At 41.0% G+C, this 13229-nt stretch carries 12 protein-coding genes; 8 read left to right on the top strand and 4 right to left on the bottom strand.

The genetic code is table 11. The annotated features are described in order from the left end of the window. Nucleotides 1-8 precede the first annotated feature (8 nt). Together LPA49_RS10315 and LPA49_RS10310 are read right to left on the bottom strand one after the other, a co-directional pair. Nucleotides 9-2783 carry a TonB-dependent siderophore receptor gene (locus tag LPA49_RS10315; RefSeq protein ID WP_230236479.1) on the bottom strand — a complete coding sequence of 925 codons (2775 nt, stop codon included), beginning with the start codon at nt 2781-2783 and terminating at the stop codon, nt 9-11. A 219-nt stretch (nt 2784-3002) separates the two neighbouring features. After that, nucleotides 3003-5351 (bottom strand): DNA polymerase II, encoded by a 2349-nt coding sequence (locus LPA49_RS10310; RefSeq protein WP_230236477.1) that lies wholly within the window; start codon nt 5349-5351, stop codon nt 3003-3005. A 150-nt stretch (nt 5352-5501) separates the two neighbouring features. On the opposite strand from LPA49_RS10310, the gene dinG reads away from it, so the two are divergent. From dinG to LPA49_RS10270, 8 genes are all read left to right on the top strand, one after another. Then, complete coding sequence (gene dinG, locus LPA49_RS10305) at nt 5502-7577, top strand: ATP-dependent DNA helicase DinG (protein ID WP_036969462.1); 2076 nt, start codon at nt 5502-5504, stop codon at nt 7575-7577. Beyond that, nucleotides 7577-8353 (top strand): TSUP family transporter, encoded by a 777-nt coding sequence (locus LPA49_RS10300; protein ID WP_036969465.1) that lies wholly within the window; start codon nt 7577-7579, stop codon nt 8351-8353. The genes dinG and LPA49_RS10300 overlap by 1 nt, the downstream gene beginning before the upstream one ends. Beyond that, the gene (locus LPA49_RS10295; RefSeq protein WP_036969469.1) at nt 8354-8962 is read left to right on the top strand and encodes a primosomal replication protein; all 609 of its coding nucleotides are present in this window, start codon (nt 8354-8356) and stop codon (nt 8960-8962) included. Then, the gene (locus LPA49_RS10290; protein WP_177222596.1) at nt 8959-9852 is read left to right on the top strand and encodes a histone deacetylase; all 894 of its coding nucleotides are present in this window, start codon (nt 8959-8961) and stop codon (nt 9850-9852) included. The genes LPA49_RS10295 and LPA49_RS10290 overlap by 4 nt, the downstream gene beginning before the upstream one ends. 45 nt (nt 9853-9897) lie before the next feature. Further along, complete coding sequence (locus tag LPA49_RS10285; protein ID WP_065978833.1) at nt 9898-10176, top strand: late competence development ComFB family protein; 279 nt, start codon at nt 9898-9900, stop codon at nt 10174-10176. Next, nucleotides 10166-10324 carry a YbaM family protein gene (locus LPA49_RS10280; protein ID WP_075594137.1) on the top strand — a complete coding sequence of 53 codons (159 nt, stop codon included), beginning with the start codon at nt 10166-10168 and terminating at the stop codon, nt 10322-10324. The genes LPA49_RS10285 and LPA49_RS10280 overlap by 11 nt, the downstream gene beginning before the upstream one ends. 107 nt (nt 10325-10431) lie before the next feature. Continuing rightward, nucleotides 10432-11319 (top strand): DMT family transporter, encoded by an 888-nt coding sequence (locus LPA49_RS10275; RefSeq protein ID WP_230236475.1) that lies wholly within the window; start codon nt 10432-10434, stop codon nt 11317-11319. Between the two features lie 73 nt (nt 11320-11392). Continuing rightward, on the top strand, nt 11393-11635 hold the full coding sequence (locus LPA49_RS10270; RefSeq protein WP_036969480.1) for a hypothetical protein: 243 nt from the start codon (nt 11393-11395) through the stop codon (nt 11633-11635). Nucleotides 11636-11640: 5 nt separating this feature from the next. Here LPA49_RS10270 and LPA49_RS10265 read toward each other — a convergent pair whose 3' ends face one another. Further along, the gene (locus LPA49_RS10265) at nt 11641-12300 is read right to left on the bottom strand and encodes a tRNA (adenine(22)-N(1))-methyltransferase TrmK (protein WP_230236473.1); all 660 of its coding nucleotides are present in this window, start codon (nt 12298-12300) and stop codon (nt 11641-11643) included. Then, nucleotides 12300-13229, bottom strand: a complete 930-nt coding sequence (locus tag LPA49_RS10260; RefSeq protein WP_074989788.1) for a class I SAM-dependent methyltransferase — start codon at nt 13227-13229, stop codon at nt 12300-12302. Before LPA49_RS10260 ends, LPA49_RS10265 begins: the two co-directional genes overlap by 1 nt.

Here is a 13229-nt window from a genome sequence, read left to right as displayed (position 1 = left end):
TAAGCAGATTAGAACTTAATTGTAGCACGTACATAAACAAAGCGATCCATGTTAACGTCATACTCTGTTACAGAGAAGTTGTTAGTAGAGATTGCTAAATCGTTGTTTAAGTATTCAGGAGAAGGCTCTTTTGCAAATAAGTTCTCAATACCTAACGTAAACTTAGTATTATAAGTATCTAAAGAGTATCCAACTGAAACATCGTGTACAGTATATGATCCAATTTCAGCCGCCATACCAGGATAAGAAGGCGTGTAACCTAATACATCATAGTAGTTTTGCATACGATCTACATAGCGAGTTTGCCAATGAGCATCAAAATCACCTAAAGCCCAATCTAATGCAAATGTCCCTTTGTATTCTGGATAACCAGCATCACCATACTGAACACCTACTTGCTCTTCACCATCAAACTCGTTTGCCATAACGTATGACACATCTAGTGAAGTACGGAAGCTACCGTATTCTGTATCAAACTTATATGCAGTATAGAAGTCGATACCTTCAACGTTATATGTACCAGAGTTTTGTAAGAAGTTACGTAAGTCAGTTACGTTACCATTTGCATCACGGTCAATATAATCACATGACGCTGCATTGTCACCCGTCGCACACTCACTCAAAATACGAGATGCACCGTAGCGACCAATCGAGTTAGTTACTTCAATATCGTAGTAATCTACAGTGAACTCTAAACCGTCAACAAAGCTTGGGTTATACACAAAACCAAACGTTTTAGATTCTGACTCTTCAGGCTTTAAGTCTGGAGATGAAACATTCGTGATTCGGATTTGAGTATTTGATTGTGCATAGCCATTTGGTACACCCGCACAACCTGGAAGGTCAGGAACTACACCATCAACAGAGTTACATGGATCCGTTAAAGTTGGGTAAGAATCTGCGTTACCTGCGTACAAGTCTGAAATAGAAGGTGCACGATAACCTTCAGCCCACGTACCACGTAGTAATAAATCATCAATTGGACGATACTCAACACCTACTTTAGCCGTTGAGTTACTACCATAAGCACTGTGATCTGAGAAGCGAATCGCTGGAGAAACAGTTAAACCTTCAATTACTGGAATTGATAGCTCTACGTAAGCTTCATCTAAGCGAAAACCACCCGATGTTGCATCACGTTGGTTACCTGACGTTTCACCACTTTGAGTTAACGGATCTGGTGTGTCATAACCACTTTCTTCACGACGTTCAAAACCAACAGCCATGCCAACGACACCTGCAGGCAACTCAAAAGCATCACCAGAGAAGTTAAGAGTATAATCTTTTAACTCAAGACCTTCACGTGAAACACTGTCAAACGTTACAAAGTCAATCATATCTTGAGTGATAGAGCCCGCACCACCAAATAAGTTTAGCGGTACACATGACGTTGATGCATTACAATTGTCACCTAGGGCTTGATTTATACGCGTTAGGTTAAGAAGACCTGTCGTGTATACATCTTGGCTGTTCTTACCATAAATATACGATGCATCCCAAACCCAAGAAGTATCACCGATCCCACCTTCAAGACCTACCATTGCACGGTATGTAGTATCATTTTGACGATAGATACGGTTACCTGCTTCTACGAAACGACGTTGTCCGGCAAAAGGAATGTAACCTTCAACACCCGAGCGTGCTGCATCACCATATAACGTTTCACCGAAAGGGTTATAAATATTATTTTCATGAATATCAACACGACTTGCAGCAGCACCAAACGAAGCACCAATTGTTAATGGCATCGCAGCAAGTAACTGTGAAGATTCACGGTTTGTCATCATGAAATCAGAAACAAATCGAACATCATCGCTGATATCATAGAAAGCTTGAACGTAGAAGCTGTTACGTTCTTGAGGCGTGACTAGGTAGTTTTCAGGTGCATAGTTATATACATCACCATCACGGTCACGGAATGAATCAAGACCTACTGAAGAACCAGCACCATTTGGTACTAGATCGAAACCAGCATTAGATTTACCTGCATTGTTTTCAGTGTAGCCTTGTGCAAGCAATTGATCGCGTAAATCAGAGCTGATAGCGCTAGAAGTTAAACGAATGCGGCCTTTTTCAGTTGTCGAGCTGTTACCCATTGATGAAATATCACGATCGCCAGCCCAGATTTCTTGTTGCGTTACATGGCTTAAGTTCATCATTAAGCCACCACGGTCAGAAGTAGTACCTACCGTTAGGTCTGCTGAATATTGACGTCCGTCGTTGTACTTCATATTCTCACCGCCATACAATGACAGTTCAACACCTTCGAAGTCACGACGTGTGATGATATTTACAACACCTGCGATTGCATCAGAGCCATAGATTGCTGACGCACCATCTTTTACCACTTCCACACGCTCAATAGAAGCAGCAGGAATAGAGTTTAAATCAACAGTCGAGCCAAGTGAAGACACCCAGCGTTTACCGTTTACAAGCACCAACAAACGCTGAGCGCCAAGGTTACGAAGGTCCATGTTAGTTGAACCATTACCACCGTTATTGAACGCAGTATTTAGAGCTGCACCCGCTGCTGGAATTTGTTGAAGAATGTCACCGATGCTTAACTCACCAGTGGCAGCAAGATCTTCACGACCAATCACTAAAACTGGGCTTGCACTTTCTAAATCGGTACGCTTAATGCGTGAACCGGTAACTTGGATACGTTCAACTTTTTCAGCACTTTCGTCTTCTGCTGCGATAGTACTCGCAGAAAATGCAGCCGTTGATGCCGCACCAAAAGCGATCGCTAAGCGAACAGCTTTTGAAACTTGATTATTTAACATTTGATTCTCCCTGGGCCACTATATTGTGGCTATATTTTGCATAAGCTTGTTTATTATTTGTTATCGGATAAACATCGCGACCAACAAATAATAAACAAATTAAACAAAATATCTAGAGGTTTGTTTATAAAAATTTAATAAATAGATACAAAAAAAGACCAGGCGAATAAAAAACACACAAAAATACACTTCTAAAACAGCTAAAATAGGTACTAAGGCTCAAAAAAGCTGAATTTGATTAGAATATAATCCCATTGCATTACTCCCTGAAACCTCAATAATCATGTTAACCAGTGGCAACAGCTGTTTATTAACATAAACACCATAATCGAACTTGTGATTTCCGGTATAATACTCAGCGCCTTTAAGCGTATATACGTATTCAATTACTTGACCTCGTTGTATTTGAGCATTGGGGTTATGTGCTAAATATTGCTTCGCAGCTTTGACATGAGGAGGGATATTTTTTTGATAGTCTGTTAGGTGTTGACCTAGACGTTTTCGATATACCAGTAGCGAGTCATACTCGCCTGCGTAAAGCTTTTCCACATAGTTATCAAATAGCTGCCTGATCAGCTCTTGGTTGTATTGTTCGCTAAATAAAATTTCAAAGAGTGCGACCTGAAACCTCTGAGCAAGCTCTGTCCAATCACTTCGCACTGTTTCCATTCCTTTAAACACAAGTGCTGTTTTGCCATGTTTTTCTACTCTACCTACATAGCGTTTCTTTGAACCGGTGGTTTTGCCCCTAATTGTCGGCATAAAAAATGGGCTGTAATGAGTTTCAAACTCAATTTCTAAGAAATTTTCTAATTTGTATGTTTCCTGTAATACACTTTCCCAGCGTTTGTTTATATTTCTTGCCAGCTTTGTACCAATTTCGTTACAGCTCTGAGAATTTAATTCATCATCAAGTTTCACAAACGTGGAGTCAGTATCACCATAAATTACCTTGTAACCCCATTCTTCTAACCATTTTTTAGTGGTTTGCATAATTTCATGACCACGTAATGTAATTGAACTTGAAAGACGAGGATCGTAAAACCGACAGCCTTTCGAGCCTAAAACGCCATATAAACTATTCATGATGATCTTTATAGCCTGAGAAAGCATTGGCTGTTCATTGTCTTTAGCAAGTTGCCTCGTTGCGGCAAGTTCACGAATAAGCTCAGGTAGGTGGTGCTCTGTTCTTGAGAAAAGGGCTTGATTAAAGCCTTCAATTGCGTGATTAGGGTGTTTTAGACCCTCCACCATACCTAGTGGATCTATACAAAAAGTGCGCATTATTGATGGATATAAGCTTTTGTAATCAAGTACTAATATATTTTTATATAAACCAGGCTCCGAGGACATGACATAACCACCTGGACTATCAAAGCTAAGACCATGATCGCCTGAGTTTGGAGCTACATAACCACTGCGATGCAATAAAGGAAGATAAAGGTTAGTAAAGGCCGCAACGGATCCACCCATTCTTTCAAGCTCTAAGCCGGTTAGTTGACTTCGAACAACGGCAAAATCGAGTAACTTAAGCTTTTCGAAAATGCGTTGTACTAAAATGCAGTCTTGGCGGTTGTAGCAAGCAAGTGCGAGCTTATCTTCATTAAATTGGCGAACGATTTCGTCTAAGCGGTTATCTGAAGAAATTAGTTTTTCTTCACCTAACTCAATACTCGCCACATTCGCGAGGCTAAAGCTATCGTAGTGATATGTCGCATTTTTAAGTGTATCAATACCATCAATAACAACCCTGCCTGGGATCGTTAAACGTGTAAAATTACCAGTTCTGAGGGTCATTTTTTCATTGTTACGACCCAGAGGCAGCCCTACACCTAATGCTTCAGAACGAGCATGAAGTACTGTAAAATCAAACTCAATGACGTTCCAGCCAATAATAACGTCAGGGTCAATGACTTGCACACACTCACAGAGCTTATACAATAAGTCGATTTCATCCTCACACCATATAACATTGAAGTTAAGATCAGAGGTGTCCTCAGCTTTACCGATCATAAGAACAGCATCTATGCTCTTCCCGACTAGTCCTACTGAAAACAGCACCCCTTCTCCATCACATTCGATATCTAACGATACAGTCGTAAAAGTGGGTGTGAACTCGCTATTTTGTTTAAACTGAACGTCTGCTAATACGGGGTAAGGCTGACCTTTAATTAACCGTCCTTTGGCCCACACCGAACCTTTGATAAAACGCTCCATTAAAAACCGGTCAACCGGTCTAATATCGTCTTCGTAAACTTTGATGAAATGGGCTTTTAGCTGTTTTGCAGCGCGGTAATAATGCTTAAGTGAAGAAAAATAGCACGACACAACAGCCTGCTGCTGGAAGCTTTTTAATTGCACTGGCTTAAATTCACATGCCACATTGTGCTGTGCCAAGATTCGAGTTGCCGCAGCAACATCTTTTTCATTAATGAAAAAGAGCACTTTTTGCGGTGGGCTAATCAGCTTGACAGGTCCTTGCTCAGACAAAATCCACACCACAATGGATACGCCATGCGTACTATCAAAGCATTGTGTTGAAAGAATAAAGCCAGAAGTTAATTGCATCTATATGACCCTTTAAACCCAAATATGAAAATGCGAAATGCATAAAACAAATGCTAATCAACAAATTTACTAACAAGTCGCTTGTAGTTACTCAGTTAACTCTCTAAAATTAATTACTGTAATTATATACATACTTTAGGTTATCTGGGCATGCTTTCTGACTCATTAAAAAAAACTATTCGGCAAATTCATAAGCATGTAGCTGATAATCTCACTGATTACCGCCCACGAAGTAGTCAAAACTACTTAGTTGCTGAAATAGCCAAAACACTGGCGGGTGAATACCATAAAAGCCAACGTATCTGTGTTATAGAAGCCGGCACAGGCACGGGTAAATCGTTAGCTTATTGTTTAGGTGCGCTGCCACTCGCTATGGCAAAAAAGAAAAAGCTGGTTATTTCAACGGCGACCGTTGCACTGCAAGAACAGCTAATTAATAAAGAGCTGCCTTTTTTCAAAGAGCATTCAGGCCTCGATATCAAGTTTGATCTTGTTAAAGGCCGACAACGATATATTTGCGCACAAAAGCTCAGCAACGCGGTCAATGGCGATAGCCAAACCCAAATGGAGTTCATGCCCACACTTTCTTCTCCCTTAAGTGATATGGAAACAAAGTGTTTAAAACAGCTGTACGATGCGTATTCAAAAAAACAATGGCAAGGCGATCGCGATAGCTGGGCCGACACAATTCCCGATAAAGTATGGGGCCTTATTGCTTGCGATAAGCACTCATGCCAACGACAAATGCGTGCTCATCAATTATGTCCATTTCATATGGCGCGCCAGCGGTTAATGCAGATGGATGTGCTTGTTATCAACCACTCATTATTGCTTGCCGATCTTGATTTAGGCGGCGGAAAAATACTGCCTGAACCCGATAACACCATTTATGTTATTGATGAGGCGCATCACTTAGCCCATATCACTCGCGACTTTTCATCTGCCGCAGCGACCATCAAAGGCACGATAGAGTGGCTTGATAAACTGGTAAAATTTGCAGGCAAAATGGCCAACGTTTTGGTAGGCCAAAAGGCCATTGGGCAAAATTTTAAACTGAGCGACAGTATTAATGATGCGGCTAAAAACTTAAAAGTGGTGCGCGACATACTCGACAATGCCAACTTTAATTACAACAGTGATGATACCTATCGCTTTGAGCACGGCGAAATCCCAGCCTCGTTACATGCCAAAGCAAAAGACATTAGCGACGCAACGCTTGATGCTCTGCGTGCCTTGAATAAAATGCATGACACGCTCGTACAAGATGTGAGTGATGGCGATATAAAACCCTATGTTGCCGACCCTATTTTAGGGGAAAGTGGTCACTACATAAATCGTTTAGAATTATTAAATAAATTATGGTTTAGTTATGCCACAAAGGGTGAAGGTATTCCCCATGCACGCTGGATTAAACGTTTAGAATATAAAAATCATCATGATCATTTACTCAGTGATTGCCCAATTGAAGTTGGTTATTACTTAAAAGATAAACTTTGGAATCAATGCGCGGGAGCCGTACTTTGCTCTGCAACTTTAACCGCACTAGGGTCATTTGACCACTTTGCTTACGAGTGTGGCCTTGCCAAAGAAGAGGGTGTTAAGTATATCAAAGTGCCGTCACCTTTTGATTACCCCAAACAAGCTACATTACATATTCCGAACACACTTATAGAACCGACAGACAAAGCATTTAGTGATCATTTAGCCGAAAAGTTACCAAGTTACCTTGATGATAAAAAAGCAAATTTAGTGCTTTTTGCCTCATATTGGCAAATGGACCATGTGGTCAAAGCACTTAGAACGAAAGGGATAGATGTCTTAGTTCAAGGTGAAATGTCGCGCGAGGCTTTACTCAAAAAACACAAAGCTAATGTCGATTTAGGGAGGGCAAGTTATTTATTTGGTACACAAAGCTTATCAGAAGGGCTCGATTTACCGGGTAAATACCTAGAAAACCTCGTCATTACTAAAATTCCTTTTGCGGTGCCAACTTCACCGATAGAAGAAGCACAGGCCGAGTTTGTGCAAAGTAAAGGGGGCAATCCATTTTTATCAATCACAGTTCCTGATGCAGCAAAGAAATTAGTTCAAAGCTGTGGTAGACTGCTTCGCAAAGAAAACGATCAAGGTCGCATTACCATTCTTGATCGCCGTTTAGTGACCAAGCGATATGGCAAAGCCATGCTCGATACCTTGCCACCTTTTAAAAGACAAATTGATTATTAATGTTTGAACTAGCTTTAGAACCAACCACATGGGCATTACTTTGCGCTGTCGCGCTGGCCGCTGGATTTATTGATGCCATTGCTGGCGGTGGAGGTATGCTTACCGTCCCCGCATTACTGACAGCCGGACTTCCTCCCCATCTTACGCTTGGCACCAATAAATTGGCAGCCAGTTTTGGCTCATTAACAGCCAGTGTCACCTACTTTCGTAAGAAGTTATTTAGCCCTCGTTTTTGGGCTGCATCCATAATAGCAACAGCAATAGGGGCATTAATTGGTACGTTGGTTGTTGATTATTTAAGTATCGATTTTTTAAATAAATTGCTCCCTGTGGTAATCATTTTGGTTGCCTGTTACAGCTTATTTGGCAGCCTAAGCACAACAGAGCATAATGAATTACCAACACTTGATACTAAAACAAAGATTAAACAATGGTTACAAGGTTTAGGACTTGGCTTTTTTGATGGTCTTGCAGGGCCCGGTACCGGCACGTTTTGGACGGCTTCAAATAGTCTATTATATAAAATGAGCTTATTGCTTAACTGCGGCCTTGCTCGGTCAATGAACTTTGTCTCAAACTTTATTTCATTGATTACCTTTGTCGCATTAGGCCATGTTAATTTTTTATTAGGCATCACGATGGGCTTATTTTTAATGCTAGGCGCATGGCTAGGTGCGCATTCTGCGATTAAATTTGGTGGTAAAATGATACGCCCTGTCTTTAATACCGTGGTCATTATTTTGGCATTAAAGCTAATTTATGAGGCTTACTTATAAATGCATTCCCCTGCTTTTGATAAACTATGTGAACAAATTGCTCGGCTGAAACATCAAGCCACACAATTTGATCAGAGCAATTTATTTGCTAAAAACCGCTACATGCAAGCGCAACCAAGTTTATTTGATAGAGGGGTGTTTACAACAAAAAGTATGAAGCTTGCTGACTACGTGAGTGAAATTGAAGACGAGTTAAAAAGTTTACCCCCGGCAGAGCATCGCCACGCGTATCAATATGCCTTAGAGCGGATAACTCAGCAGGTACAAGCCGTCTTCAATGTAATAAAGTCGACTCCTGTTTGGGCAAAAGAAAACAAATACAGTTTTAAGCCTAAAACCAAACCTCAGGTATACAAACAAGCCGTACAAAAAATGATGCAATCGTCGCATGAACTGTATGACGAACTGAAACAGAACCATGAGTTTGAACGTCGTTTAGTACTGATGATCGAAGAAAGAAAACTCAAACTAGACGCAGCCAGCGCAGCAAAAGCAGCAGAAATAAATCAAGAGATACTAGCATTGCATGCACGCTTAGGAAGGTGTCGTAAAGCAATTTCTGCCACCGAAGACAAAATTCAACAGGTCGAAAAACAGCAGCTTAGATAATGTTTTACTATCATCCCAGTTATTCTGCGCTTAATTTACCCGCACGGCATCGCTTCCCTATTCAGAAGTACAGCTTACTAAAACAAAAATTAAGTACCTTTATAAACGACGATAAGTTTATTACACCTAATAAAGCCACAACAGCACAATTAGCGTTGTGTCACGACCCGGCTTACATTAATGCATTTTTAAATGGGACACTTGAGGAAAAAGCCATTAAGAAAATGGGCTTTCCTTGGTCAAACGAGTTAGTTGAACGCACCTTACTTTCTGTCGGTGCAAGTATAAATGGCGCTGAATTCGCATTGCAACACGGTGCCGCTTTTAATCTAGGCGGCGGTTATCATCACGCCTTTAGTGATCACGGAAGTGGTTTTTGTATTTTTAACGATTTAGCGATTGCTGCAAACCACTTAATAAACGAAGGGCTGGCTGACACTGTTCTGATTTTCGATTGTGATGTACACCAAGGAGATGGCACCGCAGAAATTGTAAGCCATCACGAACAAGTGATTAGCTGCTCAATTCATTGTGAGCAAAATTTTCCGCGCATCAAGCAACACTCACACTACGACTTCGCACTTGAGCATGGCACCACTGACCAACACTACCTTGAAACAGTAAAACAAGCATTCCAACTAACCGTTCGACTTCATCAACCCGATATCATTTTATATAACGCCGGCGCAGATATCGCTAGCGACGATGAGTTAGGGCATTTTTTTGTTAGCCTTGATGGGGTATACCAACGTGATCACTTCATATTAAGCCAAGCAAAAGCGCAGCAAATTCCTATTTTTTCGGCTTTGGGTGGGGGCTATCAACGAAATATAAATCGCTTAGTTAATGTTCATTCTCAGCTTTTTAGAGCTGCTGTCGATTTATTTTAAAGCTTGGTATACACTAAAATGACTATCACTTTGGATTCAAACTGTATGAAATTGCATGATGATATTCATAACTATTATGAAAAACTGGTTGTCGAAGATATAGCGCAACGAGAGTTAGATTCCGTATACAATGACGATGTGATGGCCGATTTATGCTGCACAGTACTCAACCAGCTTCCCGCTCGTTACATTCGCTACGATGTCGATATGGAGTTCTATTTACCGCACAGTGAGCGAATGCTAATGGAACAACAAGTACAAACGGCTATCGATGTTGCAATCAGCCAGGTTGCAAAGAAAAAGGAATTACAGAATGGGCAATGAATTAGAAGCCGCTCCTAATTATATTAAAGTGGCTGTCGACCTTATTATGCTCTTAGAACAAAACGAAGTCCCTGCAGAGGATGTGCTCGCAGCATTAGAAATAGTCAAATCAGATTACGAAAAAAAACGTGTGAAACCTGCTGAATAGAGGCCTTCTATCCAGTGCTTACTCTACACTTACAAGCCCGAATAAGGCGAGTTTATCAGGCAGTATCTGATATGCTCGTGCTTTATTATTTTGAATGATTCATCATTATGCCAATACACAGCTTACTGCGCTTATTTTTTCTTGCCGCTATTTGGGGCGCATCATTCTTGTTTATGCGTATGGCGGCCTCAAGTTTAGGGCCTGCCGTTTTAATTGAACTACGCGTAGGGTTTGCTGCCTTAACACTCTGTGTCTTTGCCGTGTATTTTAATAAAAAGCTTGCTTTTCTTACCTACAAAAAGCTCTTTTTTATTATTGGTGCACTCAATTCTGCGATTCCATTTTTATTATTTGCGTTTGCCGCACAAACTATTAATGCCTCGACATTAGCGATTTTAAATTCAACAACCCCCATTTGGGGAGCCATTGTTGGCATAATTTGGAGTAAATCGACACCGAGTAAAAGTATGATACTGGGACTCTTAGTCGGTCTCATTGGGGTTGCTATCCTAGTTGGACAAAACAGCCTAACTATCAATACCGCCACAGTAACAGCAATTATTGCATCCCTGTGTGCCTCACTTAGTTATGCTATTGCCTCGCATTACACCAAACACGCCCCCAAACTGTCAGCTTTCGATAATGCGCATGGCAGTATGTGGGCCGCAAGTATGCTCGTATTACCATTGATTTTTGTGATGCCAATAAGAGAAATGCCAAGTCAAACCGTAATGGCGGGTGTTATTGCTCTGGGTATTGTGTGTACTGCAGTGGCGTATATTCTCTTTTTTCGTCTAATTGACGAGATTGGTCCAACCTCTGCGCTCACCGTTACCTTCTTAATTCCTTTGTTTGGCATTATATGGGGCAACCTGATACTCGACGAAGAAATAGGGCCAAATACGTTACTTGGCGCTCTGTGTGTTATTGCTGGCACCATGCTTGTGACTGGGTTTATTCGTATAAAATCTCTTTTTAAACGACATACCTTGTAACAGAATCCCCTTTGCTTTTTAAAATCCAGTCTATACTCTATTGGATAAAGATACTGATAAAAGGAGAATTATGATGTCAGGCACTACGATGGTGGTATTAATTGTACTGATCTCGGTTGGTTCAGGCGTTATCTTCGATATGTATAAAAAACATTTAGAATTTAAATCGCGCACCCTAAAAGACAATAAAGAAGCGAATGAACAAGTTGCAGCGGTTACCGCTGAGCTTCTTGAGTTAAAACAACGCGTACAGACCCTCGAAGCCATAGTCACAGACTCAAGTTACAGCGTAAAACAAGAGATTAACAAGCTTTAAAACAATTAGGTTTGCATTAAGCGAGTATACTCATCAAGCACTTGCTGATAATAATCAGCATCTTGGTTTAGCATGCGTTGGTAATGTGCACATAGTTGCCCTAAGTAAGCTTGGTGCTCCTTATTCGTTAATTGCCACATCCCCTGCCCTACTCGCGTTATTGGCGTTTTAGCCGATGCGCTCACGAACATTAACTCATAAAAGCGTCTATTTTCAGAAATAAGGTGCTCGGCGACTAAACCAAAATCTAATGACTGTAGGTGGCTGCGTACTTTATAGCTATGGTGCACAGGACAAACTATAAAATCGATGTGAGCAAGATGATTGTGAGCCTGAATCTGCGAAATAAACTGACATATTAAATCTCCCCCAACTCCTGCAATAATCACGAGATGACGTTTTTGGGGTGTTAAAGAAATAGTGGCCACATCTTGGCAATGTACCTGCCAATGTCCGCGTTGTTCTTCAGTTGAAAAACGCGCCAGTGTCTGTTGGAGTGACTGCATCAACTCAGGCACGATATCTACAAAGTGGATTTGATCAGCTCTATTATCTTTGAGTAACTGCATGCCTAAAAAGCCATGATCGCAGCAGCAGTCCCAAATCTCATCATACTCATTTGGGACCATTTGCGCGATCGCTGATAAACGCTTACTTAACGCCATTACTGTGTGGTTTTATAAACAAGCGCTTTTAAGCTTCTATCGCTGTCTACTTCAATAAAACCAGCGGTAGGCGCTAAACGTTCAACGAATGTAATTGCACCTTCTGTGTGCTCTGCAATCAGTGCTTTAAATGCTTGTTCAGACATTTCAGGGCTATTGGCACACAGCAATAAAAGGGTGTTTTCGTTGAGCAGTTCAGGCAAACGACGCAATATTTTTTGATAATCTTTCGTCAAAATAAAGCTGCCTTTTTGAAAACTGGGCGGATCGACAATAATCAACTCATAAGGTGCTGACTTTTTAAGCTTACCAAATGATTTTAAAATATCATGGGGCAAGTAGCTAACGCCCCGTGTAAACCCATTAAGTTGGTGATTTTGTTTACCTGTTCTGAGCACGCCTTTATTCATATCCATATTAATGACTTGCTCAGCCCCCCCTTGCATTGCCGCAACGGAGAATCCACAAGTATATGAAAATAAATTCAGTACTTTAGCCCCCTGACTATGAGCCTGCACAAACTCACGGCCACGACGCATATCAGGAAAAATACCGGTATTTTGCCTGCTCAATAAATCGACTCTAAATTTTATGTCATTTTCTTGAACAACATGCTCGTCAGGAAGTTCGCCGTGTACCACGCTATTAATCGTATTTATACCGCTACGCTGTTGATACACCAACGCAGTAATTAATTCTGGGGCATTATTTTGCGCCCATTGCCAAAGTACTTCAGTGAGTTGACCTAGTTGATCGTCAGGGATGCTCTCATACGACACTAAAAATAATGCCGGAGGGTAAAAATCAACATTAATATGGCTTAATTCAGCCACACTGTGGCCGCGGCCATGAAAAATACGGCAAAGTTCGTTAGCCGAAAGTGGCGCATCTGCTAACGCAGTTAAAATGGCTGAAAAATCGTTTGTCAT

The sequence above is a fragment of the Pseudoalteromonas sp. MB41 genome, from assembly GCF_020966275.1.
GTDB lineage: Bacteria > Pseudomonadota > Gammaproteobacteria > Enterobacterales > Alteromonadaceae > Pseudoalteromonas > Pseudoalteromonas lipolytica.
Note: the sequence above shows the minus strand (reverse complement) of the source record. Positions and strands in the feature narration are given on the sequence as shown.

Coding starts and splice junctions, on each gene's coding strand:
- LPA49_RS10315 (WP_230236479.1), bottom strand. CDS start 2,783: ATGTTAAATAATCAAGTTTCAAAAGCTGTTCGCTTAGCGATCGCTTTT.
- LPA49_RS10310 (WP_230236477.1), bottom strand. CDS start 5,351: ATGCAATTAACTTCTGGCTTTATTCTTTCAACACAATGCTTTGATAGT.
- dinG (WP_036969462.1), top strand. CDS start 5,502: ATGCTTTCTGACTCATTAAAAAAAACTATTCGGCAAATTCATAAGCAT.
- LPA49_RS10300 (WP_036969465.1), top strand. CDS start 7,577: ATGTTTGAACTAGCTTTAGAACCAACCACATGGGCATTACTTTGCGCT.
- LPA49_RS10295 (WP_036969469.1), top strand. CDS start 8,354: ATGCATTCCCCTGCTTTTGATAAACTATGTGAACAAATTGCTCGGCTG.
- LPA49_RS10285 (WP_065978833.1), top strand. CDS start 9,898: ATGAAATTGCATGATGATATTCATAACTATTATGAAAAACTGGTTGTC.
- LPA49_RS10280 (WP_075594137.1), top strand. CDS start 10,166: ATGGGCAATGAATTAGAAGCCGCTCCTAATTATATTAAAGTGGCTGTC.
- LPA49_RS10275 (WP_230236475.1), top strand. CDS start 10,432: ATGCCAATACACAGCTTACTGCGCTTATTTTTTCTTGCCGCTATTTGG.
- LPA49_RS10270 (WP_036969480.1), top strand. CDS start 11,393: ATGTCAGGCACTACGATGGTGGTATTAATTGTACTGATCTCGGTTGGT.
- LPA49_RS10265 (WP_230236473.1), bottom strand. CDS start 12,300: ATGGCGTTAAGTAAGCGTTTATCAGCGATCGCGCAAATGGTCCCAAAT.
- LPA49_RS10260 (WP_074989788.1), bottom strand. CDS start 13,229: ATGACAAACGATTTTTCAGCCATTTTAACTGCGTTAGCAGATGCGCCA.